The sequence below is a fragment of the Plantactinospora sp. A48 genome, from assembly GCF_055793945.1.
Genome location: NZ_JBTIXF010000032.1, coordinates 21,858 through 47,684 on the forward strand (window position 1 = coordinate 21,858; position 25,827 = coordinate 47,684).

The 25,827-nt window shown below is 70.7% G+C and carries 21 protein-coding genes; 8 read left to right on the top strand and 13 right to left on the bottom strand.

The features are described 5' to 3' along the window. The first annotated feature begins 7 nt into the window (after positions 1-7). Both ACXN5W_RS17650 and ACXN5W_RS17655 read left to right on the top strand, forming a co-directional pair. Positions 8-784 (top strand): helix-turn-helix domain-containing protein, encoded by a 777-nt coding sequence (locus tag ACXN5W_RS17650; protein ID WP_473159405.1) that lies wholly within the window; start codon positions 8-10, stop codon positions 782-784. 127 nt (positions 785-911) lie between these two features. After that, a complete protein-coding gene (locus tag ACXN5W_RS17655; protein ID WP_473159406.1) occupies positions 912-1,859 on the top strand; it encodes a GNAT family N-acetyltransferase in 948 nt (315 codons plus the stop codon). Between the two features lie 129 nt (positions 1,860-1,988). Here the strand turns inward: ACXN5W_RS17655 and ACXN5W_RS17660 are convergent, their stop codons facing one another. The 7 genes from ACXN5W_RS17660 to ACXN5W_RS17690 all read right to left on the bottom strand — a co-directional run bounded on the left by ACXN5W_RS17660 (position 1,989) and on the right by ACXN5W_RS17690 (position 12,297). Further along, positions 1,989-4,301 carry an alpha-glucuronidase gene (locus ACXN5W_RS17660; RefSeq protein ID WP_473159407.1) on the bottom strand — a complete coding sequence of 771 codons (2,313 nt, stop codon included), beginning with the start codon at positions 4,299-4,301 and terminating at the stop codon, positions 1,989-1,991. After that, on the bottom strand, positions 4,298-6,343 hold the full coding sequence (locus ACXN5W_RS17665; RefSeq protein ID WP_473159408.1) for a beta-galactosidase: 2,046 nt from the start codon (positions 6,341-6,343) through the stop codon (positions 4,298-4,300). The genes ACXN5W_RS17660 and ACXN5W_RS17665 overlap by 4 nt, the downstream gene beginning before the upstream one ends. Beyond that, positions 6,340-7,023: a hypothetical protein gene (locus tag ACXN5W_RS17670; protein WP_473159409.1), complete on the bottom strand. Its 684-nt coding sequence runs from the start codon at positions 7,021-7,023 to the stop codon at positions 6,340-6,342. Before ACXN5W_RS17670 ends, ACXN5W_RS17665 begins: the two co-directional genes overlap by 4 nt. Then, positions 7,020-8,618: a GH39 family glycosyl hydrolase gene (locus tag ACXN5W_RS17675; RefSeq protein WP_473159410.1), complete on the bottom strand. Its 1,599-nt coding sequence runs from the start codon at positions 8,616-8,618 to the stop codon at positions 7,020-7,022. Before ACXN5W_RS17675 ends, ACXN5W_RS17670 begins: the two co-directional genes overlap by 4 nt. Positions 8,619-8,625: 7 nt before the next feature. Next, entirely contained in the window at positions 8,626-10,263 is a 1,638-nt protein-coding gene (locus ACXN5W_RS17680; protein ID WP_473159411.1) for an ABC transporter substrate-binding protein, read from the bottom strand. 67 nt (positions 10,264-10,330) lie between these two features. Further along, entirely contained in the window at positions 10,331-11,293 is a 963-nt protein-coding gene (locus ACXN5W_RS17685; RefSeq protein ID WP_473159412.1) for a carbohydrate ABC transporter permease, read from the bottom strand. Continuing rightward, positions 11,290-12,297, bottom strand: coding sequence for an ABC transporter permease (locus tag ACXN5W_RS17690; protein ID WP_473159413.1), 1,008 nt, complete (start codon positions 12,295-12,297; stop codon positions 11,290-11,292). Before ACXN5W_RS17690 ends, ACXN5W_RS17685 begins: the two co-directional genes overlap by 4 nt. 269 nt (positions 12,298-12,566) lie before the next feature. Here ACXN5W_RS17690 and ACXN5W_RS17695 point away from each other — a divergent pair, with 269 nt between their 5' ends. Continuing rightward, entirely contained in the window at positions 12,567-13,568 is a 1,002-nt protein-coding gene (locus tag ACXN5W_RS17695; protein WP_473159414.1) for an acetylxylan esterase, read from the top strand. A gap of 77 nt (positions 13,569-13,645) precedes the next feature. Here the strand turns inward: ACXN5W_RS17695 and manD are convergent, their stop codons facing one another. Beyond that, positions 13,646-14,854 carry a D-mannonate dehydratase ManD gene (gene manD / locus ACXN5W_RS17700; RefSeq protein ID WP_473159415.1) on the bottom strand — a complete coding sequence of 403 codons (1,209 nt, stop codon included), beginning with the start codon at positions 14,852-14,854 and terminating at the stop codon, positions 13,646-13,648. Positions 14,855-15,069: 215 nt separating this feature from the next. Here manD and ACXN5W_RS17705 point away from each other — a divergent pair, with 215 nt between their 5' ends. Further along, positions 15,070-15,648 (top strand): ATP-dependent Clp protease proteolytic subunit, encoded by a 579-nt coding sequence (locus ACXN5W_RS17705; RefSeq protein ID WP_473159441.1) that lies wholly within the window; start codon positions 15,070-15,072, stop codon positions 15,646-15,648. A gap of 201 nt (positions 15,649-15,849) precedes the next feature. Here ACXN5W_RS17705 and ACXN5W_RS17710 read toward each other — a convergent pair whose 3' ends face one another. Together ACXN5W_RS17710 and ACXN5W_RS17715 are read right to left on the bottom strand one after the other, a co-directional pair. Next, positions 15,850-15,972: a hypothetical protein gene (locus ACXN5W_RS17710; protein WP_473159416.1), complete on the bottom strand. Its 123-nt coding sequence runs from the start codon at positions 15,970-15,972 to the stop codon at positions 15,850-15,852. Between the two features lie 228 nt (positions 15,973-16,200). Further along, the gene (locus tag ACXN5W_RS17715; protein ID WP_473159417.1) at positions 16,201-17,160 is read right to left on the bottom strand and encodes a TIGR03557 family F420-dependent LLM class oxidoreductase; all 960 of its coding nucleotides are present in this window, start codon (positions 17,158-17,160) and stop codon (positions 16,201-16,203) included. A gap of 387 nt (positions 17,161-17,547) precedes the next feature. On the opposite strand from ACXN5W_RS17715, the gene ACXN5W_RS17720 reads away from it, so the two are divergent. After that, entirely contained in the window at positions 17,548-18,954 is a 1,407-nt protein-coding gene (locus tag ACXN5W_RS17720; RefSeq protein WP_473159418.1) for a cellulase family glycosylhydrolase, read from the top strand. 150 nt (positions 18,955-19,104) lie between these two features. Here the strand turns inward: ACXN5W_RS17720 and ACXN5W_RS17725 are convergent, their stop codons facing one another. Both ACXN5W_RS17725 and rph read right to left on the bottom strand, forming a co-directional pair. Further along, positions 19,105-19,920 carry a hypothetical protein gene (locus ACXN5W_RS17725; protein WP_473159419.1) on the bottom strand — a complete coding sequence of 272 codons (816 nt, stop codon included), beginning with the start codon at positions 19,918-19,920 and terminating at the stop codon, positions 19,105-19,107. A gap of 58 nt (positions 19,921-19,978) precedes the next feature. Beyond that, positions 19,979-22,768, bottom strand: a complete 2,790-nt coding sequence (gene rph, locus ACXN5W_RS17730; RefSeq protein ID WP_473159420.1) for a rifamycin-inactivating phosphotransferase — start codon at positions 22,766-22,768, stop codon at positions 19,979-19,981. A 178-nt stretch (positions 22,769-22,946) separates the two neighbouring features. On the opposite strand from rph, the gene ACXN5W_RS17735 reads away from it, so the two are divergent. After that, a complete protein-coding gene (locus ACXN5W_RS17735) occupies positions 22,947-23,780 on the top strand; it encodes a class I SAM-dependent methyltransferase (RefSeq protein ID WP_473159421.1) in 834 nt (277 codons plus the stop codon). 162 nt (positions 23,781-23,942) lie between these two features. Here the strand turns inward: ACXN5W_RS17735 and ACXN5W_RS17740 are convergent, their stop codons facing one another. Continuing rightward, complete coding sequence (locus ACXN5W_RS17740) at positions 23,943-24,203, bottom strand: DivIVA domain-containing protein (protein ID WP_473159422.1); 261 nt, start codon at positions 24,201-24,203, stop codon at positions 23,943-23,945. A gap of 525 nt (positions 24,204-24,728) precedes the next feature. Between ACXN5W_RS17740 and ACXN5W_RS17745 the strand changes: the two genes are divergently transcribed. Together ACXN5W_RS17745 and ACXN5W_RS17750 are read left to right on the top strand one after the other, a co-directional pair. Then, positions 24,729-25,595, top strand: a complete 867-nt coding sequence (locus tag ACXN5W_RS17745) for a helix-turn-helix domain-containing protein (protein WP_473159442.1) — start codon at positions 24,729-24,731, stop codon at positions 25,593-25,595. Next, positions 25,595-25,807, top strand: coding sequence for a DUF397 domain-containing protein (locus tag ACXN5W_RS17750; RefSeq protein ID WP_473159423.1), 213 nt, complete (start codon positions 25,595-25,597; stop codon positions 25,805-25,807). The genes ACXN5W_RS17745 and ACXN5W_RS17750 overlap by 1 nt, the downstream gene beginning before the upstream one ends. The last annotated feature ends 20 nt before the right edge of the window (positions 25,808-25,827 follow it).

Consider the following 25,827-nt stretch of genomic DNA (forward strand, 5'->3'; position numbering starts at 1 on the left):
TGGCGGCATGAGCACGCCGACGCCCACCCGGGGTGAGCCCTCCGTTCCGCCGGGGCCGCTGCTGCGGCGGTTGATCGGGGCGGTGCTGCGCCGGGTCCGGCTACGCCAGGGCCGTACGCTGCGGGACGTCTCCCGGGCCGCGGGGGTTTCCCTGCCGTACCTGTCGGAGCTGGAACGCGGGCGCAAGGAACCCTCGTCGGAGGTGTTGGGCGCGATCTGCCGGGCCCTCGGCATGCACCTGGTCGACCTGCTCGACGAGGTACGCGCCGAACTGCTCCGGATGGATGGCGTGGCCCGCGCGCCGCTGCCACGCGGGTTCCGGCAGGTGGCGCCCGCCGCCCGGCCCGGCTGGGGTCCGGCGCCGGCCGGCCGGCCCGACCAGGTCCGCGCCGGCCGTCCCACCGGACTGCGCGTCGACCTGCGTGACGGCGGACCGCTCCTGGCCGGCGACGTGCCGCACCCGCAGCCCGCGGTCACCCTGGCCGGCGGTACGTTGCTGGGATCCGCGCCCGGCCGTCGGGTACACCGGATCGGGTTCGATCCAGCCACCCCGGCGCCGGCCGACGCCCGACCGCTGGCCTTCCACCTGCTCGGCTTCGGCCGTTCCGAGGCGGGCCGGGTGCCGCAGGTGCCGTCCGGCCCGAGCGAAACCGTCGTGCGGTGGACCGGCGGTCGTCGTCCGCGGCTACGGACGGGCCGGATCCGGTCGGCGCGGCGGCTCCGGCCCGCTGGCCGGCCGTACCCGGTCCTGCTCCGCCGTCGCCGGCCGGCCGTGACCGCCTAGCCGGTCGTACCCGGTCCTGCTCCGCCGTCGCCGGCCGGCCGTGACCGCCTGGCCTGCGGTGACCGTCAGTCGGCCGGTGCCGAAATTGGTTCGACAGCCCGGCGCGGGGGCTGGCACAGTGCCGGCCATGAGCGACGGCGATCTCCTGACCGCAACGGACGTACGACTCATGCAGGGCATGGCGCAGCGGGTCACGGCCGTCCGCCCCGACCTGCTGACCAGCGGCGCGTCGCTGGGCGAGCTGGCCTGGATCTGGGGCAGGGGACACGCGTCCATCGGTGGGAGCTGGCTGCGCCGGCTGTGGTTCTCCGGCGGTGAGCTGGTCGCCTGGGGCTGGGCCGAGTTGCCGCATCAGAAGCGGCGCAGCGACGGGTCGGTGAAGGAGGTCACGGGCGCCTCTCTGATCTATCAGGTCGATCCCGACCGGAACGACCTGATGGACGAGGTGATCGACTGGTACGACGGGGTGGCGGCCGGCGTCGAGCGCGCGGTGATGCCGAGCGCCGCGGACGAGTTCGCCCTGGTGCGCTGGGCGGCGCACGGCTATGTGACCGATCCGGCGTCCCTCGGCGACACCGGCTCCTGGACCCAGCTCAACGAGCGGGACCTCGACCGGGTGGAACGGCCGGTGCTACCGGACGGGTTCCGTTTCCGCACCGCCGACGAGGTCGACCCCCGGGCCGTGGTGCAGGCCCACGTGGACGCCTGGCCACGGTCGACCTACTCGGCCGAGGGCTACGAGGGCGTCCGGCGGACCCCGCCGTACCGGGGAGACCTGCACGTCCTGGTCGAGGCGCCGGACGGGACGATGGCGGCCTCGACGATCATGTGGTTCGACGAGGTGAACCGGACCGTCGAGTTCGAGCCGGTCGGGACGCACCCCGACCACCGGCGGCTGGGCCTGGGCAGGGCGATGCTGCTGCACGGGATGGAGCTGGCACGGCAGGCCGGGGCCCGGCACGCGACAGTCGTCTGTCTGGGCGCCCCGGGACATCCCGCAGCGCGCGGCCTCTACTACAGCCTCGGATTCCACCTGTTGTCCCGCGACGCCCCACTGATCAGACCCACAAACTAGACCACCATCCCCCTCCTCCCCCCTCTCTCGGGGGTTGATCATGAAGTTAGCTGGCTATTTGATCTCCAAAGGGCCGGTTAACTTCATGATCAACCCGGGGTCAACCGGGTCAACCCGGGGGGAGGGGGGTCAGGGGATGGGTCGGTTTTGGGCGTCGGGTACGCCGGACTTGCGGAAGAAGTAGGCGTTGATCTGGTCGCGCCACTCCCGCGCGCACCGCAACTGTTCGTCGAGCCGCTCGCTGACCCGTTCGTACACGGCAGGGTCGATCAGGCCGGCCAGCCGCCGCCACCGGATCCGCATGTCGGTCACCTCCGCGAACCCGGCGAAGTGGGTGTCGTAGATGTGTTGGATCACGGTGGTTCCGCTGTGCAGGACATGCCCGTAGGGCACGTGGTGGAAGAACAGCAACAGCTCGTCGGGGCACTCGTCCAGCGACTCGTACGTCTTGGACCACGGTGACGGATACTGGCCGGTGAACCCGGTACCGGTGGCGCGGGTCCGGTCCACCCCGATCCCGTCGCGGTCGGCGAAGTGGTAGGTGCCCCACTGGCTGTACTCGTAGCCGTCCACGGCCGGGCCGTAGTGGTGAGCGGCAGGGTTGACCATGAAGCCGACCCCCAGCGGCGCCGTGTACCGCTCGTAGGTCCGCCAGGAGCCGTCCATCACCTCGTGCAACGTCCGGCTGACCAGTTCCGGATCGGCGGCGGTCGACGCCCCGGTGCTCGACGGCTCGATGGTTGCCGGCTCGGTGACTGGCGGCTCGGTGGTTGCCGGCTCGGTGGTCGGCGCTCCGGTGGTCGGCGCTCCGGTGGTCGGCGGCTCGAAGGTCAGGCCGATCCACTCGTCGAGGACGGCCGTCGGATCCAGCCAGGGGTCCCAGGCGAGCCGGCCGAAGGCGTACAGGTTGGCCTGGGCCAGCGGATGTCCGGTCCAGAAGGGGTCGTTTCCCACATTGGACACCGCGACCAGACCGCCACCGCCCACCGGCCGGTCACCGCCGCCACCGCCCACCGGTCGGTCACCGCCGCCACCGTTGTCCGTCGCCGGCCCGGCCGGCTCGGCGGACCCGGCCGGCCCGGTTGCTCCGGTTGATCCGGCGATCACGTCGGCGACGCTGGCCGCGCCGGGCCCCCAGGGCCCGAACCGCAGCAGTTCACTCCAGTACGGGCCGAGGTAGCACACGTGCTGCTGCTGGCCCGTGTACTCCTGGGTGACCTGCAACTCAACGGCCAGCCGGGTACGCGGCATGGCCGCGATGACCGGAGACACGGGTTCGCGTGGCTGGAAGTCGATCGGGCCGTGCTTCACCTGCACGATCACGTTGTCCCGGAACCGGCCGTCCAGCGGGGCGAAGTGGTCGAACGCGGCGCGGGCCCGGTCGGTGGACCGGTCCCGCCAGTCCTGCCGGTGGTTGTAGACGAAGGCCCGCCAGTGGACCACGCCACCGAACGGCGCCAGGGCGTCAGCCAGCAGGTTGGCGCCGTCGGCGTGATCCCGGCCGTAGGCGAACGGTCCCGGCTGGCCCTCCGAGTCGGCCTTCACCACGTACCCACCGAAGTCGGGGATCCGCTCGTAGACCCGGCGGGTGGCCTCGGCCCACCACCCGCGTACCCGCTCGTCGAGCGGATCGGCGGTGGGCAGGCCACCCAGTTGCATCGGAGCGGCGAAGCTGACCGACAGATGGACCCGGACCCCGTACGGCCGCAGCACGTCGGCGAGGTCGGCGACGTCACCGAGCCGGTCGGTCAGCAGCAGCGCCTCGGTGGCGTGCACGTTCACGTTGTTCACCGAGATCGCGTTGACGCCGCAGGAGGCCAACAGTCGCCCGTAGGCGCGGACCCGGTCGAACTCGCGCCGTGGTGCGCCGTCCCGCCAGAAGATCGACCCACCGGCGTACCCGCGCTCGACCTGGCCCATCACCGGGTGGACCTCGACGTTGTCCCAGTGGTCCAGCATCCGCCGGCTGACAGCAGGGCGGTGCTCGCCTCCGCCAAACCCCGGCTCCGGCTGCGCTCCGGTGGGAGCAGGGCGGTGCTCGCCTCCGCCAAACCCCGGCTCGAACGCCGCCTCGCCGAGCCGGACCAGGTGGAACAGGCCGTAGAGCAGCCCGCCGGGCTGGTCGGCCAGCAGCACCGTGCGACCGTCCGGGTGGGCCAGCAGGAAGCCCTCGTCGCCGAGTGCCGGTTCGGTTCCGGCGTACCCGGCCAGCACCCGCGCGGCCGGGTCGGGCAGCGGTCCGGCGGAGGTCAGCGCGAGCACCAGGTCCACCTCGGGCCGGCCGGCGCCGCCGTACCGGGCCTGTGCCTCGGCCACCTCGTGGCGGACCGTGTCGACGAGCGTCCCGGTCCCGTACACCTCGGTGCGGCGCGACCCGAGCGCGCGGAACGCCTCGGGTGGCAGCCACGCCGGATGCCAGCCGGCCGGCTCCGGGCCGGTCACCGGGCACCCACCATGGTCGGCTCGGCGTCGAGGCGCAGCACCCGCACCCCCCGTTCGGGTAGTCGGACCGGCCGGCCCTCCGCCAGCCGGTCACCGGTGAGCAGGTCCACCGCGTCGACCGTGGCCGGCACCTCGACCGGTTCGGCGCGGTGGTTGAGCAGGAACAGCAGCCGGGTCCCGTCCCCGGCCACCCGGACCGTGGTCTCCAGGTCCGGCACCTCCGGGTACGGTCCGCACAGGTCGTACCGGTCCAGCACCCGGCGCAACACCCAGGAAACGCCCGGCTGGTCCAGCCCGGCGGCGACGTACCAGCCGTGGCCCGCGCCGTAGGTGTTACGGGTGACGGCGGGAGTGCCGGCGTAGAAGTCGGCCCGGTATTCGCCGACCACCTCGGCGCCCTGCGGGATGACCAGCTCGAACAGCAGCCGCGATTCGACCTCGATGGTGTCGTCGCCGCACCGCAGCCGGACCGGGTTCACCACCTCGGGTCCCCGGGCGTCCCACTCGTCGACCCGGATCCCCATGAGCGGCCCGAGTGGACCGGGTACGTCCGTCAGGAACGCCTGGTCGTGCTCGTCGACCCGGCCGGACAGGAACGTCGTCACCACCGAGCCGCCCCGGGCGGCCACCTCGGTGAGTCGGTCCGGCAGGTCGTCCTTGATCATGTGCAGCACCGGGGCCACCACCACGTCGTACCGGGAAAGGTCCGCGGTCACCGGGACCACGTCGAGGTCGACGCCCGCGTCCCAGAGCGCCCGGTGGTACGTCAGCAGCACGTCCTGGTAGCGGACCAGCCGGGACGGGCCGTCGGAGATCTCCAGCGCCCACCAGCTGTCCCAGTCGAACAGCAGGGCGACCCGGGCCGGGGTGCGAGCGCCCAGCGTCGCCCCGCCCAGCCGGTCGAGTTCGGCGCCCAACTCCGCGACCTCGCGGAACACCCGGGTGTCCGACCGGCCGGCGTGCCCGATGACCGCGCCGTGGTACTTCTCGCACGCGCCCCGGGAGGCCCGGAGCTGGAAGAACAGTACGGCGTCGGCGCCGTGCGCCACCGCCTGCCAGCTCCACAGCCGGAGCAGCCCGGGCCGTTTGAGCGGGTTGACGTCCCGGGACGCGGTGTAGCTCGGGGTCTGCTCCATCAGCCAGAACGGCTGGCCGTCCCGAAGCCCGCGGATCAGGTCGTGGGTCAGCGCCATCCGGGCGGCCGACGTGTCGTCCGGCGGGTAGTTGTCCCAGGAGGCGAGGTCCAGGTGCGGGGCCCACCGGTGGTAGTCGATCGGCCGGTACATCCCCATGAAGTTCGTGGTCACCGGCACGTCCGGGCTGGACTCGCGGATGGCCGCCTTCTCGTCCCGGAAGTTGGTGAGCATGGCGTCCGACATGAACCGCAGGTAGTCCAGGGTGATGCCCTGGAAGGCGGTGTGGTCGGGGCCGCGCCAGTGCTCGGTGAGCGCCGACGGCGGCTCGATCTCGTCCCAGTCGGTGAGGGTGTGCGACCAGAAGGTCGTGTACCAGGCCGCGTTGAGCGCGTCGAGCGTGCCGTAGCGGTCCCGCAGCCAGTTCCGGAATCCCGTCGCGCACAGTTCGCAGTAGCACGCCCCGCCGTACTCGTTGCCGACGTGCCAGGCCACCACCGCCGGGTTGTCCGCGTAGCGTCTGGCGACCCGGCGGGCCAGTTCGGCGGACAGCCGGCGGAAGACCGGGGAACTGGGGCAGGAGTTGTGCCGCTGCCCGAACCGGTGCCGGCGACCGTCGAAGTCGGTCCGGGTCACTTCCGGGTACGCCCTGGCCAGCCAGGCCGGGTGGGCGCCGGTGCCGGTGGCCAGGCAGATCGACCGGCCCTCCGCGGTGGCCCGCTCGACGATCCGGTCCAGCAGCGTGAAGTCGTAGACGTGCTCAGCCGGCTGGGTGAGCGCCCAGTCGAAGACCCCGAGCGTCACGGTGTCGATCCGGGCGGCGTCGAAGAGCCGGTAATCCTGCTTCCACACCTCCTCGGGCCACTGCTCCGGGTTGTAGTCGCCACCGAACGGCACCTTCCCGGTCACGCCACGAACTCCCGTCGGATTCGGTCGATCATCGGTCCGCTGGCCCGCAGCAGGCCCAGCACGAACACGGCCGCGAACAGCGCGACCACGGCCTCGGTGGCGACCACGGCGACCGCGACCGCCGCCGCCAGCAGCAGGGCGGCACCCAGGGGCACCTGCGGGGTCCGCACCAGGAAGTGCAGCGCCAGCCGGGCGGTGTCCCGGACCCGGAAGGTGAACAGCGAGGTGATCACCAGGGCGTTGACGCCGCCGAGCGTCACGACCACGGCCACCAGCAGCAGCGGCACCACCCACCACCCGGGTACGCCCGCGGCGTCCAGGTGGGCGAGGTTCACCGCCACGATGGTCAGCCACAGCAGCAGCGGGATCCAGATCCGCAGGATCGGCAGCAGGTCGCGGCGCCAGGACCGCCAGAACAGCGCCGCCGGCCGCAGGTCGGTCAGGTCCAGGCGCTGGTGGTGCAGCGTGGACAGGCCGGCCGACAGGGCCGGACCGAGTGGTACGGCGCAGGCCGCGACCAGCGGCAGGTTGCTGGCGTCCCGGTCGAGCAGGAACAGCGGGACCAGGCCCGGCAGGGTGGTGAGCAGGAGCAGCGCCTCCACCACGAGCAGGGTGTAGATCCGCGCGGCGGCCTGGGACAGCGGTCCGGTCCCGAACCGGTGCCAGGCCCCCGCGCTCATCCTGGTTCCTTTTCGGGTCCGTTGGTCCCGTCCCACCACGGCGGGGTCTCGTCGACGACGGGGGTGACCTCCACCAGGGTCACCTCGTGGCGGCCCAGGGTGAGGTCCAGGTCGACCCGACCGGCCACGACCGGCAGGGCGTGGTGCCGGTGGGCCGGCTCGGCCGCCTCCCGCAGGGCGTCGAGCTGCCAGTCCCGCGGGGAGGCCGGCTGGCCCAACTCGGACCAGGCGGCCCAGACGTTGCCGTACTCCTCGCTGACCGAGGAGCGCCGGACATAAACGGACGCCGGACCGGTGCCGGTGGCCGACGCTGATCCCGGGATCGGGCCGGTGGCCGGCGGTGATCCCGGGGACGGGTCGGCGCCGGGGCCGGCGACCGGGATCGACAGTGCCAGGGTGTGCCGATCGGGCACCGGGTTGTGGCCGGTGACGTCCACCGGCGCCCAGGCCAGCACGGCGACCCGACCGGTGTCGTCCCGGGTCACCAGGTGGTCCGGCCCGCGCGCCAGGATCTGGTCGCCGAGCCGGGCCATGAAGGCGTACAGGTGGTACGTCGGTTTCTTGATCTGCCGGTGGGTGAGCAGACCGAACCCGCCGTGCAGCAGCGTGGTCGGGATGCCCACCTCCTCGAACACGTCGCAGAAGGTCCAGTAGGAGAACGAGTCGACCAGGTCCCCGCCGCCGACCAGCACCGGGGCCAGGTAGGCCGCGTTGAAGGCGGTGTCGTGGACCGGGTTGTCCGGCCGGTACGACGAGTTGAACTCGGTGATGTGTACCGGCAGGTCGGCCAGCGGGGTGCCGGCCAGCACCCGCCGGGGCTGGGCGAACTGCTCCAGCAGCCGGTCGGCCGGCTCCAGCGTCTGCCGGGTGCCGAACGGTACGTGCCGGGCCGGGCCGGAGGTGTACGCGTGCCGGCTGATGAAGTCGACCGGTACCGAACGTTCGGTGACGAACTCGGCGAACGGCCGGATCCACTCCGGACCGCCGGGGGAGACGGCCGGGCCGCCGACCTGCAACCCGGCGTCCACCTCCTTGATCGCGGTCGCCGTCACCTCGTACAGCCGGTGGTAGCCGGCCTGGTCCGCGTCCTTCCAGAAGAAGTCCAGGTCGGGCTCGTTCCACACCTCGATCGGCCACTGGCGCACCTCGTCCAGGCCGTACCGGTCGACCAGGTGCGCCACCGTGCCCCGGACCAGGTCGGCCCACTCCGACCAGGAGCTGGGCGGGGTGATGTTGCCGCGCCACCAGAACACCGTCTGGTCGCCCGAGGCGAGCCCGGACGGCATGAAGCCCAGCTCCACGAACGGCCGGATGCCCAGGCCGAGGTAGGCGTCCACCACCTGGTCGAGGTACGTGAACGAGTGCCGGACCCGGCGCGACCCCCCGTGCTCGTACGGCTGGTGGACGCCGACGCCGTCGCTCAGCAGCCCGTGGCCGCGGATGTACCGGAAGCCGATCTCCCGCTGGACCAGCGCCAACGATTCCTGATAGTCCCGCCGGAGCGCCAGGTCGAACCGGCCGGTGCCGACGCAGGTGCGCCATGCGTCGGGCAGCCGGCCGATCGCCTCCGCGGAAACCCGGATGTGTTCGCTCACCGGACGGTCAGCCGTGTTCCTTCTGGTACCGCTCGTGTGCCTTGTTCACCACGTCGAGGTACTGGTCCATGTTCTTGCCCTTCAACTCGGTGAGGTAGGCGTCCCACTCGCTGAGCGGTCGCTGGCCGAGGACGAACTTCAGCGTCATCTGGGTGACGTAGTCCTTGAGCCCGGTCTCCCAGAGGGTCACCTGCTCGCGTTCCTCGTCGGTGAGCGGCGCCGGCGGCGGTACCGCGACGGGCGGCCGGGCGTTCATGACCTTCTGGAACTCCATCTCCTCGGGGGAGAAGAACGACTGGACCAGTTCCAGGTTGCCGCCGTAGGCGAAGACGCCGTTGTAGAAGCCGAAGTCCTTCTGCAGGTGCTTGGTGCCCTTGGGGTTCAGCCCGATGACGTCCACGTCGGGGGCGAGCTGGCGCTTGCCGGAGGCGTCCTTGGTGAACGTGGTGCCCTCGACGCCCCACTTGGCGAACTCCTCGCCCGCCTCGGAGTACCACAGCCAGTCGATGAACTGCATCATGGCCACGAAGTTCTTGCTGTCCTTGGCCTTGCTGGAGATCATGATGCCGTTTTCCAGCCGGGGCGCCGGGTTGATCTGTCCGGCCGGGCCCACCGGGAACAGGATCTTCGCCATCCGGGCGTTCGGGAGGGTCTTCTTCAGGTCCGGCCGGTAGTCGTTGACCAGGGTCTGCGCGTTGCCGCTGATCACGAAGGACTTGCCGCTGGCGAGCTTCTGCCGCGCCTGGTCGTCGGTCTGGGTGAAGCTCTCCGGGTCGAGCAGCTTCTCGGTCACCAGCTTGTTCAGGTACGTGAGGACCTGCCGGTACTTGTCGGTGGCGCAGGTGTAGGTGAACTTGCCGGCGCTGGCGTCCCAGCTCGTGTGGTGGAAGTTCCAGCCCGCGCCCTCCAGCCCGTGCGCCAGGGCGAGGATGTTCAGCAGGTTGCCGCCGGGGTTGGGCTGGCTCCACCGGTCCGAGAACGGGTAGACGTCGGGGTGTGCCGACTTCATCGTCTTGAGCATCGTGTAGACGTCGTCCCAGGTCTCCGGGGACTTGATGTTGAGCTGTTCGAGGATGTCCGTGCGGACCTCGAGGGTGTAGTCCTGCCAGGGCTTCTCGTGCAGACCGGGCAGCAGGTAGAACTTGCCGTCCGCCTGCCGGAGGCTGTCGATCTCCGGCTGGAGGCCCCACTTCTCGATCTTGGCCTTCAGGTTGGGCATCAGGTCGAGGTAGTCACTGACCGGCAGGATCGCGCCCGAGGAGACGTAGCCGTTCTCGTCCGGGTGGTACGTCTTGGGGATGATGGCCGGGGCGTCGCCCGCGCCGATCAGCACGCTGCGCTTCTGGTTGTAGTCGCTCAGCGGTACGGCCACCGGTTGCAGGGTGACGTTGGTCCGCTTGGTCAGCTCAGACCAGAACAGCCAGTCGTTCTTCAGCGGGTAGTTCGGGTGGTTGTTGTAGAGGATCGAGAAGGACACCGGCTCGGTCGCCTTGAACTGGCTCCCGGCGCTGTAGTTGTCCATGGCGCCGGTGCGGTTCTTCGAGGTGTCCGCCTTGTCGTCGTCGCCGTCACCGCAACCGGTGAGGGCGGCGACGGCCGCCGCCCCGGTGGCGAACAGCACCTGGCGCCGGGATATCTGGACCATGAGGGTTCCTTTCGAGGGGCGAGAGTGACCGGGGGCGACGCTGCCGTGCCGGGGACCGGTGGGACGGTCAGCCCTTGACGGCGCCCAACATCACGCCGCGGACGAAGTAACGCTGGATGAAGGGGTAGACCACGAGGATGGGCAGGACGGTGAGCACGATGGTGACGGACTGGATGGTGGCGGCGGACTGGGTGATGTCGTTGGCGCCGTTCACGCCGCCGACCGTGGAGGTCGCGTCGGTCGCCCCGGCGATCAGGTTGCGCAGGTACACCGTCACCGGCAGCAGGTCCTGGCGGTCCATGTAGAGGAAGGCGGCGAACCAGGAGTTCCAGAACGAGACGGCGTAGAACAGCACCATGGTGGCCACCATCGCCTTGGACAGCGGCAGCACGATCCGCAGCAGCGTCCCGTACGTGTTGAGCCCGTCGACGGCGGCGGCCTCCTCCAACTCGCCGGGCAGGCTCTCGAAGAACGCCTTCATCACCAGCAGGTTGAACACGTTTATCGCGTTGGGTAGCGCGATGGCCCAGATGGTGTTCTTCAGGCCCAGGCCGGTGACCAGGACGTAGTTCGGGATCAGGCCGCCGGTGAAGAACATGGTGAACACCGCGAACCCGACCAGCGCGACCCGGCCCTTGAGGTGCCGCTTGGACAGCACGTACGCGTAGCAGATGGTCAGCGACACCGAGATGATCGTGGAGACCACCGTGTACACCACGGTGTTGCGGTAGTTGATCCAGAACGTCGGATCGTCCATCACGACCTTGTACGCGGTGAGGTTGAAGCCGCGCGGGACCAGGTTCACCCTGCCGGTGATGATGTACTTGTTGGCGCTCAGCGAGCGGGCCACGATGTTGAGGAACGGATACAGGGTCACCACCACGACCGCGGTCAGGACGATCCCGTTGACGACCTGGAAGACCCGGTACCCCCGGCTGGGCCGCTGGCCGCGTCGGCGGGGCCGGTCGAGGTCCGTGCCGCCCGGTACGTCGCCGGTCGGTTCGACCGTGCCGGTCGCCGCGGCGGTCACCACAGGCTCGTCCCCACCGTGCGGCGGGAGATGGCGTTCGCCGAGAGCACCAGGGTCAGCCCGATCACCGACTCGAACAGCCCGATCGCGGCCGCGTAGCTGAGGTTTCCGGAGACGATGCCGATCCGGTACAGGTACGTCGAGATCACATCGGCGGTGGGATACGTCAGCGGGTTGTACAGCAGCAGGATCTTCTCGAACCCGACCACCATGAAGGTGCCGATGTTGAGGATCAGCAGCGTCATCATCGTGGGCCGGATGCCCGGCAGCGTCACGTGCCAGGTCTGCCGCCACCGGTTCGCGCCGTCGATCCGGGCCGCCTCGTACAGGTTCTCGTCGATGGTGGTGAGCGCCGCGAGGTAGAGGATGGTGCCCCAGCCGACCGTCTGCCAGACCTCGGAGGAGACGTAGATGCTGCGGAACCAGCCGGCCTGCTGGAGGAAGCGGATCGGCTCGCCGCCGAGCGCGGTGACCATCTGGTTGACCGTGCCGTCGACCGAGAGCAACTGCATGACGATGGCGGAGACCACCACGATGGACAGGAAGTGCGGCAGGTACGACACGGACTGGACGAACCGCTTGAGCGTCCGGCTGCGGACCTCGTTGAGCAGCAGGGCCAGCACGATGGGCAGCGGGAAGCAGAACAGCAGGGTCAGCGCGCCCAGCACCACGGTGTTGGTGAAGACGTCCCAGAAGGTCGGGTCGGTCAGGAACAGCCGCAGGTACCGCAGGCCGACCCAGCGTTCGCCGAAGATGCTGCCGCCGGGCCGGTAGCGCCGGAACGCGATCACGTTCCCGAGCATCGGAAGGTACCGGAAGATCAGGAAGAACAGCAGCGGCAGCACGGCCAGCGAGTAGAGCTGCCAGTCCCGTCGCAGCGCCTGCCGCCAGCTCCGTCGGTGAACCCGGGAACGAGCCCGGGGGGTGGGATCGGGGTCGGGGGCGGGATCGGCATCGGCAGTAAGCGCTATCTGCGCCGGCTCCGCCGTCGGGTGGATGCTCATCCTCGAACTCCTATGCGGTGCCGGTGGTGCCCACGGTACCGACCGGATTGCAGCGTTCGAAACTTTCTGTGAAAGTTGCGATGTCTGTGTCGGGCAATTTAAGAGTCCGCGACGGCCGGTGTCAAGGCTCCGCCGCTGGTACCGACCGGGGTGACGGACGATGCGGCCGTCGACCCTGCTGCCGGGTGGCCCCGCGCGTGCTAAATTTTCCGGACCTTCTCGATCTTCGCCGGTCGTCGATGTCCGGACCAGTCCTGCTGCGAGGACCCATGGCACAGTTCGACCTGCCCCTGGACCAGTTGCGCCGCTACGCGCCGACGGTGGCCGAGCCGGACGACTTCGACGCCTTCTGGCGGACCACCCTGCACCGGCCCGCCGACCGGCCGGTGCTGCTCGACCTGCGGCCCGAGCCGACCGACCTGCGCCTGCTCGACACCTGGGACGTCACCTTCGCGGGCTTCGGCGACGATCCCGTCCGGGCCTGGTACACCCGACCGGCCGGGGTCGACGCACCGCTGCCGGTCGTGGTCGAGTACGTCGGCTACGGCCGGGGCCGTGGCCTGCCGCACGAGCGGCTCACCTGGCCCGTCGCCGGCTACGCCCACCTGCTGATGGACTCGCGGGGCCAGGCCGGGCTGTACGGTCCCGGCGACACCCCCGACCCGCACGGCACCACGGCCGACGGTCCGTGGGCGGTGACCCGGGGCATCCGCACGCCGGCCGGGTACTACTACCGGCGCCTGATCACCGACGCCGTGCGGGCCGTGACCCTCGCCCGGGAACTGCCCGGCGCCGACCCCGGCCGGATCGTGGCGGCCGGCAACAGCCAGGGTGGTGGGCTCGCCCTCGCGGTCGCCGGGCTCGTTCCGGACCTCGCGGCCGTGCTCAGCACGGCCCCCTTCCTGTGTCACGTCCAGCGGGCCATCGAGATCACCGACGACGGGCCGTACGGTGAGGTCGCGCAGTACCTGGCCGTACACCGGGAGGCGGAGGCGGAGGTCCGGCGCACCCTGTCCTACGTGGACGGCGTCGCGTTCGCCCGCCGGGCCGTCGCGCCGGCGCACTTCGGGATCGGACTGCGCGACACCGTCTGTCCGCCCAGCACCGGTTTCGCCGCCTACAACCAGTACGGCGCCGGCAACGGCCGCCCCGACCAGCCGGAGCGGGAGATCCACGTCTACCCGTTCAACCAGCACGAGGGCGGGGAGGCCGTACAGGTCCGCCGGCAACTGAAGTGGCTCGCCGCCCGACTGACCGGCCGCGCCGCCTGACCAAGCCGGGACGGCTGACCGGCCGCGCCGCCTGACCCCACGCCGGGCGGCTGGCCGGCCGGGACGGGCCGGCGGGGTCACCAGGGGTGCAGCGAGCCGTCCTCCAGCCGGGCCACCGGCAGGTACGCGGGGGAGTAGGGGTAGCGGGCCGCCGCCTCCTCGTCGATGTCCACCCCGAGGCCGGGCGCGTCGCCCGGGTGCAGGTAGCCGTCCTCGAAGTGATACTCGTGCGGGAACACCGCGTCGGTCTCGTCGGTGTGTCGCATGTACTCCTGAAGACCGAAGTTCGGGATCGAGATGTCCAGTTGCAGCGCGGCGGCCATGCAGACCGGGGACAGGTCGGTGGCGCCGTGCGAGCCGCTGCGCACGTGGTACAGCGCGGCGAAGTCGAAGACCCGGCGCAGGTGGGTGATCCCCCCGGCGCGTACCACGGTCATCCGGATGTAGTCGATGAGCTGTTCGGAGATCAGCTGCGTGGCGTCCCAGATGCTGTTGAACACCTCGCCGGTGGCGATCGGCGTGGTGGTGTGCTGGCGGATCAGCCGGAAGCCCTCCTGCAACTCGGCGCGTACCGGATCCTCGATCCAGGTCAGCCCGTACGGCTCCAGGCTCGCGCCGAGGCGGCCGGCCTCGATCGGGGTGAGCCGGTGGTGTACGTCGTGCAGCAGCCGCAGGTCCGGCCCGAACTCGTCGCGCACCCGGGCGAACACCGTGGGGATGTGCGTCAGGTACCGCTGCGTCGACCAGGTGGTCTCGGTCGGCCGTGCCGCGTCGGCCGGCTCGTAGAACATCTTGTCGCTGCTCACCCCGTACGTCTTGGCCAGGCCCGGTACGCCGGACTGCACCCGTACGGCCCGGTAGCCGAGGTCGACGAAGCGGGCCACCTCGACGAGCAGCTCTTCCATGGTCTCGCCGTTGGCGTGCCCGTACACGGTGACGCCCTCCCGGGACCGGCCACCGAGCAGCTGGTGGACCGGCAGGCCCGCAACCTTGCCCTTGATGTCCCACAGCGCGGTGTCGACGGCCGCGATAGCGCTCATCGTCACCGGTCCCCGCCGCCAGTAGGCGCCCTGGTAGAGGTACTGCCAGGTGTCCTCGATCCGGGCCGGGTCCCGCCCGATCAGCAACGGCACCACATGCTCCCGCAGGTACGCCTCGACGGCCAGCTCCCGGCCGTTCAGCGTGGCGTCACCGACCCCGGTGACGCCCTCATCGGTGATGATCTTCAGGGTGACGAAGTTCCGCCCCGGACAGGTCACGATGACCCGAGCATCGACGATTTTCATGGGGTCTCCTCGATCGGCTCGGCGGATCCGGCGGGCGGTCACTCTACCGGCCCGGTGGCGCGGGCGTTCTGCTGACGGCATATCTTCCGTCGGCAGAATCGGATGCGGATCGGCGTACCGTGCGGGCAGGCTTGGGCCTGCCGGAGACCGGGACGGATCGGCGGACCGGCGCGAGCGCGGAGGTGTTCTGGGTGATGGATGACATGCGGGTGTGGATGCGGGCCGAGGCTCCGGCGTCGTTCGACGACTCGGTCCTGCAACGGCTGCTCAAGGAACGGATCGTCCTGCTCGGCACCGAGGTCAGCGACGACTCGGCCAACGCGATCTGCGCCCAGATGCTGCTGCTGGCCGCCGACGATCCGGACCGGGACATCAAGCTCTACATCAACTCACCGGGTGGGTCGATCAGCGCCGGCATGGCCGTCTACGACACCATGCAGTTCATCCAGAACGACGTGTCCACCATCGCGATGGGGCTGGCCGGGTCGATGGCCCAGTTCCTGCTGGCCTGCGGCACGCACGGCAAACGGTACGCGCTGCCGCACAGCCGGATCATGATGCACCAGCTGTCGGGCGGTTTCGGCGGAACGGCCGCGGACATCGCGATCCAGGCCGAGAACATGCTGCACGTGAAGCGGACCGGCAACGAGCTGCTGGCCCGGCACACCGGACGGACCGTCGAGGAGATCGAGCGCGACTCCGACCGGGACCGCTGGTTCACCGCCGAGGAGGCCCGGGCCTACGGCATGATCGACCACGTCATCGACCGGGCCACCCAGCTACCGGCCGACTGACCACAGCCGCACCGACCCGGCCGTCGGACCCTCTCGCCGGGCCCCCTCCTGGCCGGTCCGGACCCCGGTGTCGGCACCGGCCGGCCCGGTTGCCGGGCCCGCGTGGCGGGCCCCTCTGGTCGGTCCGGACCTTGGAGTTGGCACCGGCCGGCCCGATTGTCGGACCCTCGTGGCGGATCCGGCGCCGGCGCCGGCCGCCGCTCAGCGTAGAACCAGGTTGACCAGCACGGTCAGCACGATCGAGCCGACGACCGAGAGCAGGATCATCAGCAGGCAGCCGAGCCCGCCACCGAGCGGCCTGATCTCGGTGTTCCCGATGCGCATGATCCCCTTCTACCCGGTGGGCCGGCCCGGAAACGGGGGCGGGCCGTCCGCAGCGCCGAGCCGTCGGGCAGCGCCGAGCCGTCGGGCAGCGCCGAGCCGTCGGGCAGCGCCGAGCCGTCGGGAACCGGGACGTTAAGAAGGGCCCCTTCCTATACAAAAAGCGATAAGAGGGGGCCCTTCCTTTCCCGCGCCCCGCGCTCCGCGGCTCGGCGGCTGTTCGGTGGGCGGTCAGAGTTGGCGCAGTCGGGGCAGGAAGTCGTCGCGGGCCCAGTCCAGGAACGCCGGCTGGGTGTCGCCGATCTGCACCACCGCCACGTGTGTGAAGCCGGCGTCGACGAACTTCCGGAACGCCGCCACGTGCGCCTCGGTGTCCGGGCCGCAGGAGATGCTCTGCGCCACGTCGTCCTCGCGGACGAACGCGCTGGCGCTGTCGAACGACGACGGTGCGGGCAGGTCCGCGTTGACCTTCCAGCCCAGCCCGAACCAGCGGAACTGGTCGTAGGCGATCTTGCGGCACTCCTCCTCGTCCGGTCCGTAGCAGATCGCGACCTGCCCGTACCGGGGCTTGCCGGCGCCGCCGGAGGAGTCGAACAGGTCCACCACGTGCGCGTCGGGCTCGGTGTTGATCAGGGCGTCGGCGTACTCGCCGGCCAACTCCACCGAGGACGGCCCCGAGGCGGCCAGCGCGATCGGCACCGGCCGGTCGGGCCGGTCCCACAGGTACGCCTCGGGAACGTTGAAGTAGTCGCCCGAATAGGTGAGCGTCTCCCCGTCGAGCAGCGGCCGGATGATCTGGAGCGCCTCCTCCAGCATCTCGTGCCGTTCCTGCACGTGCGGCCAGGCGCCGACGACGTGCTCGTTCAGGTTCTCCCCGGCGCCCAGCCCGAGGGTGAACCGGCCGTCCGAGAGCAGGCCCACGGTGGCGGCCTTCTGCGCCACCACCGCCGGGTGGTATCGGCGGGTCGGGCAGGTCACCATCGTCATGAGGTCGATCCGCGAGGTCGCGTGGGCGACCGCGCCGAGCACCGACCAGGCGTACGGGGAGTGTCCCTGGGACTCCAGCCACGGGTAGTAGTGGTCGGAGATCACGGCCAGGTCGAAGCCGGCGTCCTCGGCGCGTACGGCGTAGTCGACCAGTTGCTTCGGCCCGGTCTGCTCGCACATCAGTGTGTATCCCACGGCAACCACGGTGGTCCTCCTCCCGATCGGGTCGTCTTGGCAGGTACCCCGTCAGCCGCCGGGTGAACCGCCCCGGGCCGGCGGGTGTAAGCAGTGATGGCCTTGACTGTCTGGCGGCCAGGTCGGTAGTGTCGGGGCAACTTAATCGGTTAAGGGCAGCCGGTACGCACAGGCCGGCGGGAAGCTGTCCGGGCTACCGCTCCCGATTTCCCGACGATGGTCGCTCGCCGGTGGCCCCACCCGCCCCCGCCGGAAGAGCGGCACGACGGAACACCCGCGCCGCGTACCCGGGTCGTGGCGTCCCGCGCCCGGCATTACCGCCACCCCCGCCGCGCCCGCCTCGGGCGCGACCCTTCCGCGTCCCGTGCCGGGACGCCCGGTCAACGAGGTAGCCCGATGAGAACCCGCCTGTCCGCTCTCGCCGCGGGGCTGGTAGCCCTGGTCGCGACCGTCCTGGTCGCTGTCCAACCCGCGCAGGCCGCCGCGGGTTTCCACATCAGCGGCGGCAAGCTGATGGACGCCAACGGCAACGCCTTCGTGATGCGCGGGGTGAGCCACGCGCACACCTGGTACCCCCAGCAGACCGGCTCGTTCGCCGACATCGCCGCCCTCGGCGCCAACACCGTGCGGGTGGTGCTGAGCAGCGGCGACCGCTGGACCAGGAACAGCGCGAGCGACGTCGCGAACGTCATCTCGCTGTGCCGGGCCAACCGGCTGATCTGCGTGCTGGAGGTCCACGACACCACCGGGTACGGCGAGCAGAGCGGCGCCATCACGCTGGACCGCGCCGTGGACTACTGGCTCAGCCTCAGCAGCGTGCTCACCGGCCAGGAACCGTACGTCATCGTCAACATCGGCAACGAGCCGTACGGAAACCAGAACTACGCCACCTGGGCCACCGACACGGCCAACGCGGTCAAGCGGCTGCGGAGCAACGGCTTCAACCACACGATCATGGTGGACGCCCCCAACTGGGGTCAGGACTGGGCATTCACCATGCGGGACAACGCCAGCACGGTGTGGAACGCCGACCCGAACAAGAACACCCTGTTCTCGATCCACATGTACGGCGTCTTCGACACCGCCGCCGAGATCACCGACTATCTGGGCCGGTTCCGCGGCGCGGGCCTGCCGATCGTGGTCGGGGAGTTCGGGTTCAACCACTCGGACGGCAATCCCGACGAGGACACGATCATGTCGTACACCCAGGCCAACGGGATCGGCTACCTCGGCTGGTCGTGGAGCGGCAACGGTGGCGGCGTCGAATACCTGGACATGGTCACCAACTTCAACAAGGCCCAGCTGACCAGTTGGGGTGACCGGATCTTCAATGGGGCCAACGGCATCCGGCAGACCGCCAAGGTGGCCAGTGTCTACAGCGGGACGCCGCCGACCAGCACCCCGCCGACCACCGCACCGCCCACGACGACCCCGCCGACCAGCACCCCGCCCACCACGGCACCGCCCACCACGACCCCGCCGTCGAGCCCGCCGGCCGGGCGGTCCTGCACCGCCACCTACAGCGCGACCAACCAGTGGCCCGGCGGGTTCCAGGGCGATGTCAGGGTGACCGCGGGCGGTTCGGCGATCACCGGCTGGACCGTCACCTGGACCTGGAGCGGCGGCCAGCAGGTCACCAACTCGTGGAACGCCACGGTCAGCGCCAGCGGTTCGGCCGTGACCGCCCACAACGCCTCGTACAACGGCAGCCTCGGCGCGGGCGCCAGCACCTCGTTCGGTTTCACCGCGACCGGTACGGGGGGCGCCAGCTCCGCCCAGTCGGTGCGGTGCGTCGCGAGCTGACCCGCCCAGCCCGGCGCTGACCGTACCGACATCGGCGATCCAGGGGTGTCCTCGACCCTTGGACCCCCCTGGATCGCCGACCTCGCGAGGCTCCCGTCATTCGCGGTGCTCCCGTCATTCGCGGTGCTCCCGTCATTCGCGAGGCTCTCGTCATTCGCGGTGCTCCGGTCGACCGTCGGCGGGGCGCCACACCACGCTGACGTACCACCTCGTGGGCGCGGTCCGTGGGTCGTACTCGTGGTAGGTCGAGACGCTGCCGGTCCCGGCCGGGTGGCGCAGCAGTTGCCGGGTCATGCCGGTGGCCCGCATGAGGCGGTCGCGCGCCGTGACGGGTTCCAGCTCGCAGCCGAACCGTCGCAGTTCGTCGGGATACCCGTCGTACGGCCGGGCTCGGCGCCACCCGGCGTGTTCCCAGCGGTCGGTTCTGGACCGCTGGGCGATCACCAGGGTGCCGTCGGGCACCGGGAAGCCGGCGGGGAACGTCGGCGGAAGTCCTCGACCGTCCACCGCCGACAGGAAATCCGCGCCGGTCAGGATGTCCGCTCCGGCGTCGTACGCGAACGGCGCCACCGGTGGCCGCAGCGGTTCGAAGCGACCACTCACCCCGGACTCGTCGAGGGCGGAGAGGATCGCGGCGACCACCCGGGCCGCGTGGTCGGCGCGATCCTGCAGGTCGAGACGCAGGGTCGGGCCGTCGTCGCCGAGCAGCGCCTCGGCCCAGTTGGGCAGCGGTTCGGCCGGCTCGTCCGGGTGTGGGATCGCGCGTACCGCGGCGGCGGCCCGGCGCAACGCGGCCATCGCCGCCTCGGTCCCACCCGCGCCCCGCAACGTGAACCCGGCCTGGTCGGGCCGGTCGGCCAGGTAGGCGGTCAGCTCGGCCTCGTCCCGCTCCAGCACGGTCGGATCATCGCACGCCGCGACCGCCGCCCGGCCCCCCGACCGGCACCGGGCCACCCCGGCCGTCACCCGGCCACCCCACCGGCACCCGGCCACCCGACGCCTCACCTCCTCGGGGTCGGGTCCGTCAGGACAGGATCTCGACGTACCCGGCGCTACCGTTGACCCGGATCCGCTGCCCGTCGGAGATCAGCCGGGTGGCGTCCACCACGCCGACCACCGCCGGCAGGCCGTACTCCCGGGCGATCACCGCACCGTGGGTCATCGACCCGCCGACCTCGGTCACCAGTCCGGTGATGGCGACGAACAGCGGCGTCCAGCTCGGGTCCGTGTGGGCCGTGACGAGGATGTCGCCCGGTTCGAGATCGGCCTGGGCCATGTCCAGGATGACCCGGGCACGCCCTTCGACGGTCCCGGCGGAGACCGCCAGCCCGGCCAGGGCGCCGGCCGGCACGTCGTCGCGCCGGTACGCCCCGGTGAGGGCGTCCCCGTCCGAGGTCAACACCCGGGGCGGGGTGAGCGCGAGATACGACCGGAACGCCTCCCGGCGCCGCCGGATCAGCTCGTGATCCACCTCGTGCGAACGCACGACGTCGCGGAACTCCTGGAACGTCAGGTAGAAGGCATCCTCCCGCTCGGCGAGCACGTTGGCCCGGACGAGGCGTTCGGCCTCTTCGAGCAGGGCCTGCTTGTAGCCGAAGTAGCGGCTCACGATGTCGAACTTCGGGTACTCCCGGTAGCCGATGAAGTTCCGCACCTGGGCGATCATCCGCTTGGTCTCGTCGGCCTTGGCCTCCCCGTCCGGCAGGGCCCGCAGGCGCGTCAGCACCTCCCGTGCCTTCTGCTGCGCCTGCCGCCGGCCCTGCTCGAAGCGCCGCTTGGCGGCGCCGGGCTCGAACAGCTTGATGTTGTCGAGGATCAGCGGTACGAGCATGCTGGGGCGCTCCCGCCACCGCGGCCGGGTGATGTCGAGTTCGCCGACACAGCGCATGCCGTACCGGTCGAGGTAGCCCTCGATGGCGTCGCGCGCCTCGCCCCCGCCGGGGAGCTTCGGCAGCTCCTCCAGAAATTGCTCGCCGTCCCGCTCGTCAGCTTCGCGGCGGTGCTCGCCGTGCCGCTCGTCAGCTTCGCGGCGGCTGTGGTCCATCAGCTCGCGCAGGAACGCCACCACCTCCGGGTACGGCCGGATCACGTCCGCGACGTCGAGCAGCGCCAACCCCATCTCCGAGGTGACGTTGCCGGGGGCGGACAGCGTGAGGGTGTCGGCGACGTTCTTCTCGCCCAGCCATTCCCACAGCCGGTCGTTGAGCCACCAGGTGGCCTCCATGCCGGCCATGATCGCCTGGAAGTTCGGTGGCTCGCTGATGATCCGCTTGTGTTCCTGGAACGCCTCCAGCAGGAAGTCGAACAGCTCCGGTCCGCTCTTTGTCTTGAGGTCGCGTCGCAGTGCGGCGAGGGACGCCCGGCTGCGCTCGATCAACTCACCGACGATGGCCGGGTCGACCTCGGCCGGAGCGGCCGGACCGCCGGTCGCCGCCCCGCCGGGACGTTCGTCGCCGGCCTCAGGTCCGTCAGGACGTTCACCGTCCGCCGCCGCCCCGCCGGGGCCTTCGTCGCCGGCCCCTGATCCACCGGATGGGCCGTCCGGAAGCGGCGGAACGAGGTCGCCACGGTCGAGGACCGTCTCCAGCGCGTCCCGGGTCAACGGGTCGGACCTCCTGGCCATCTCCAGGAGGTTGGCGCGGCCCGCCGGCGTGGCCAGGCCCCGGGTGACGTCGACGAACAACCGTCCACCGGCCTCGTGCATCGGCACCATGGCCGTCAACTGCCACATCGACAGACCCAGCGGCTTCATCGGATCGGTCATCATCTGCTGGTGACCGACGGAGAGGTAGACGTGGTTCTCCCCGTCCCCGGCCTCCGGGATGGGGAACAGCGTGGTGATCGGCCGGCTCTGCACGATGTGGAAGTCATCGTCGACCAGGCACCACTCGATGTCCTGCGGCCGGCCGAAGTGCGCTTCGATCCGCCGCCCGAGCCGCGCCAGCCGGACGACCTGAGCGTCGGTCAACGCCGGCTGCTCCTGCCGCTGCGGGTCGATCGTCACCTCCCGGGTGCCGCCGGCCGGCAGGGGCTGGCTGGCGCGCTGCTTGACGGCGACCGCCCTGGTGACGATCCGGTCATCGCGCACCGCGAACACGTCCGGGTTCACCCGGCCGGAGACCAGAGCCTCGCCGAGGCCGAAGCTGGCGTCGACGGTGGAGACCTTCCGGTTGCCCGTGACGGGGTCGGCGGTGAACAGGATGCCGGCCGCGTCCGGCAGAACCATCCGCTGCACCACCACGGCCAGCTGGACCTTCCGGTGGTCGAAGCCGTTGCGTCGGCGGTAGATCACCGCCCGCTCGGTGAACAACGAGGCCCAGCACCGGCTGATGTGCTGGAGGATCGCCGCCGTACCCACGACGTTCAGGTACGTGTCCTGCTGGCCCGCGAAGGAGGCCGTCGGCATGTCCTCGGCCGTCGCGCTGGATCGCACCGCGTAGCCGGCCTGCCCGTTGCGGTCACCGGCCTGCTCACCGAGCCGGGCGAGCGCGCGGGTGATCGCCGTCGTGACGTCGTCGGGGATGGCGATGCCTTCGATGGCCCGGCGGACCTCGGCGCTGAGCGTACGGATCTCCTCCCGGTCCTCCGGGTTCAGGCGCGACAACCGATCGAGCTGATCGTCGATCGACGGCGCCTCCGCCATGACCCGCCGGAAGGCGGCCGTCGTGACGCAGCAGCCGGCCGGCACCCGGACGCCCTCGATCCGCGACAGCGCGCCCAGGTGCGCGGCCTTGCCACCAACGATCTCGACCTGCGTCTCGTCGACCTCCTGAAGATCCACCACGTACCGCTCGCCCGTCGCCAATCCACCCACGTCGTGCCCCCGCTTCCTCGTCGGTGCTGGTCCGGCCGCCGATTGTGCGGCAGGACCCGGGCCTTGCCGCAAGTCCCCCCGTGCGGTATACGTTAGAAGTGGCAGGGAGTGTGACTCCTTGCCTTTGTTTTTGTCCGCGCGCCGCACGAGCGCCCGGCCCACGAGTGGGGGAGGGGCCATGCAGCAGCGGGAGCAGCGCTCGGTGTTCGGCGAGGCGGTCGAGCAGTACGATGCCGTCCGCCCCAGCTATCCCGCGGATCTGGTGGCGGATGTCCTCGCCTACGCGGGTGACGGGCCGGCCCTGGAGGTCGGTGCCGGCACCGGCAAGGCCAGCGTCGCGTTCGCGGCGCACGGGCTGGAGCTGACCTGCCTGGAGCCGGATCCGAGGATGGCGGCGGTGCTGGAGCGCAACTGCCGGCCGTACCCGAAGGTGTCGGTTGTGGTCGACCGGTTCGAGGACTGGCGGCCGGCGCGTGGCTTCGGCCTGCTCTACTCGGCCCAGGCCTGGCACTGGGTGGATCCCGAGCGGCGGACCGACCTGGCCGCCGCGGCGCTCGCCCCCGGCGGCGCGCTCGCGCTGTTCTGGAACGTCTTCCTGCTCGCCGACCGGGAGCTGTCCGCCGCGCTGGTCGAGGTGGACGACCGGTACGGCGTGCCGGCCGGCTACACACCGCACGCCCGGCAATCCGTGGAGCCGGACCCGGAGCCGGAGCCGGGGCCGGAGCCGGAGCCGGGGGCCGATCCGGGCGGGGTTCCGGAGGAGCCGCTCGCTCATTCGGAACTTGCCCGGGACGGCCGGTTCGTCGACCTGCGCGAGCGTCGGTACCAAGGCAGCCGCAGCTACTCGACGGCCGAGTACATCGACCTGCTCGCCTCGATCTCGCACTACCGGATGCTCGAACCGACCATCCGGGACGGGGTGCTGACCGCGCTGGCCCGGGTGTTGGACGCGCACGGCGGCAGGATCGACCTGGACCTCGCCACGGACCTGACCCTGGCCCGCCGCCGCTGACCGCCGCCGCTGACCGCCGCCCGCTGACCGCCGCCCGCCGCGGAGCGGGCCGGGTGGCTGGTCTCGCCGCTGATCTCCGCCCAGATTCCGGGCGCCGGGTCCATGGCGGTCGGCCGGGCGCCCTCCACCGGCAGGTGGATGACATACCGGGAGGTTTGCCGGTCATCCCGCGTGGCGTCCCGCGGTGCGGCTTCGTGACTCACGGATCGCCCGCTTGAGTCGGGCGTTCTCCTCGGTCAACCGGCCCAGCTCCTCGTGTAGCGCGGCCAGCTCGTGCGCGAGGCGGTGCAGGAACTGCCGTACCTCCTCGGGGTCGAGCCCGCGCCGGCCGAAGCCGGCGGTCCCGAACCGATGGTCCCGGACGTGCCGGGGGTGCAGCCTGGGCGGCGCGGCCGTGCCGTAGACAGTTCCGCGGCTGGTCATCTGGTACCTCGCTCTCGGCGGTTTGGTCGGTTGACGCGCCTGCCTGGTTCGCCGGGCCGGTTCGGCCGACCCCGATCGGTGTGGAAGGGCGGCTCCGATCCGTGTGGAAGGGCGGTCCGCGCGGTTCGGGCTCCGCGCGGACCGCCCGCCCGACGACCGCAGCCTCCTTTGGCGGTACGGCCACCGGGCCGCTGGTGGTATTTCGAAATTGCGAAATGATTTCTCCGGCTCGCGCCGGTGTCCCCGGGTGTGATATCTCTTTTCCAAGTCGGTTCGGAGCCGGGAAGCGCACGCAGCCCGACGTTCCAGTTGAGACCCGCCGAGTGCCGGTATGCGTCTGCCACACGCGAAGCCGCCATCTCGACACCTTCTCGGCTGTTGGCCCAGCCGCGATTGCCGTGCTTGCACCGGGCGTCCCCGGGGGCCGGTGATCACCTTCACCCGCCCGCAGACCACGTTTCCAGTGGGTCGGGCATTGGTGCAATGAACACCAATCAAGAGACCTTCGGCGTCGAAGAGGTGGCGATGGCCGTCAAAAGTGAATCGTTCGTGCAGACGCTCCGCGCGCAATGGCTCGGCCAGCAGATGCGACAGTTACGGGAGGAGCGTGGCTACACCCTCAAGCAGGCGGCGGCCTTCCTGGAGCGAGACTTCTCCTCGGTGGCCCGCTGGGAACGCGCGGAGTGGCCGTTCCGGCGGGGTGTGGTGGAGTCCCTGCTTGATCTTTACGGCGAACATGACCGGCGAGAGCGGGCGCGGTTCCTGCAACTCGCCGAGGACGCTTGGCGGGTTGACCGCTGGGACGACGACTACGACGAGCTGGTTGATGCCTCCTTCATCGACTTTCCCTGGCTGGAGAGCCGCGCCGAGCAGATCTGCTCGTTCGACGCCATGCTCATGCCCGGCCTCATGCAGACCCCCGACTATGCCGAGGCGGTGATCCGCAACGCCGAGGGCGGCAAGGCGACGGATTTCTCGGTTCGCAAGTGGCTGCAACTGCGGATGGACCGGCAGCGGGTCTTGGACCGCGAACCGCCGGTCCGGATCGTGGCGGTCGTCGACGAGAGCGTCCTCCGGCGCCCGGTCGGGAACGCCGCCCTGATGCGAGACCAACTCGCCCACCTCGGCGCACTGCTGCGGCGACCCAACATCGACATTCAGATCCTGCCAAGCAGCGTCGGCCTGCACGCCGGTCTCGACGGGTCGTTCTGGCTGTTCAACATGCCGAAGCCCTACCCCGAGGTGGCCTACGCCGAGCATCTCGGCGGCCGGCTGTTCATGGAATCACCGAAGTCGAAGCGCTACGCGATTGCGTACGATCGGCTGCGGGAGAACGCACTCGGTGCCCGCGAGTCGGCTGAGCTGATCGCGAAGATCGCGGAGGAGTTGTGATGAGCGAGGACCTGCCGGCCGTCGGCTGGCACATCAGCACGAAGAGCGCAAGCAATGGCGGGAGCTGCGTCGAGGCCGGGCCGGTGTTGGACGGGTCGGGCCGGGTTGCCGTGCGGCACAGCAAGGCGCCGGACGATGCCACCATCGTCTACACCCGAGCCGAGTGGGAAGCCTTCGTGACCGGCGTGAAAGACGGCGAGTTCGACTTCTGACCCTGCGCGGCAACTGGGCG

Excerpts from the sequence above, each read along its gene's own strand:
- ACXN5W_RS17650 (WP_473159405.1), top strand. The coding sequence starts at position 8 with ATGAGCACGCCGACGCCCACCCGGGGTGAGCCCTCCGTTCCGCCGGGG.
- ACXN5W_RS17655 (WP_473159406.1), top strand. The coding sequence starts at position 912 with ATGAGCGACGGCGATCTCCTGACCGCAACGGACGTACGACTCATGCAG.
- ACXN5W_RS17670 (WP_473159409.1), bottom strand. The coding sequence starts at position 7,023 with ATGAGCGCGGGGGCCTGGCACCGGTTCGGGACCGGACCGCTGTCCCAG.
- ACXN5W_RS17680 (WP_473159411.1), bottom strand. The coding sequence starts at position 10,263 with ATGGTCCAGATATCCCGGCGCCAGGTGCTGTTCGCCACCGGGGCGGCG.
- ACXN5W_RS17690 (WP_473159413.1), bottom strand. The coding sequence starts at position 12,297 with ATGAGCATCCACCCGACGGCGGAGCCGGCGCAGATAGCGCTTACTGCC.
- ACXN5W_RS17695 (WP_473159414.1), top strand. The coding sequence starts at position 12,567 with ATGGCACAGTTCGACCTGCCCCTGGACCAGTTGCGCCGCTACGCGCCG.
- manD (WP_473159415.1), bottom strand. The coding sequence starts at position 14,854 with ATGAAAATCGTCGATGCTCGGGTCATCGTGACCTGTCCGGGGCGGAAC.
- ACXN5W_RS17705 (WP_473159441.1), top strand. The coding sequence starts at position 15,070 with ATGCGGGCCGAGGCTCCGGCGTCGTTCGACGACTCGGTCCTGCAACGG.
- ACXN5W_RS17710 (WP_473159416.1), bottom strand. The coding sequence starts at position 15,972 with ATGCGCATCGGGAACACCGAGATCAGGCCGCTCGGTGGCGGGCTCGGC.
- ACXN5W_RS17720 (WP_473159418.1), top strand. The coding sequence starts at position 17,548 with ATGAGAACCCGCCTGTCCGCTCTCGCCGCGGGGCTGGTAGCCCTGGTC.
- ACXN5W_RS17735 (WP_473159421.1), top strand. The coding sequence starts at position 22,947 with ATGCAGCAGCGGGAGCAGCGCTCGGTGTTCGGCGAGGCGGTCGAGCAG.
- ACXN5W_RS17740 (WP_473159422.1), bottom strand. The coding sequence starts at position 24,203 with ATGACCAGCCGCGGAACTGTCTACGGCACGGCCGCGCCGCCCAGGCTG.
- ACXN5W_RS17745 (WP_473159442.1), top strand. The coding sequence starts at position 24,729 with ATGGCCGTCAAAAGTGAATCGTTCGTGCAGACGCTCCGCGCGCAATGG.
- ACXN5W_RS17750 (WP_473159423.1), top strand. The coding sequence starts at position 25,595 with ATGAGCGAGGACCTGCCGGCCGTCGGCTGGCACATCAGCACGAAGAGC.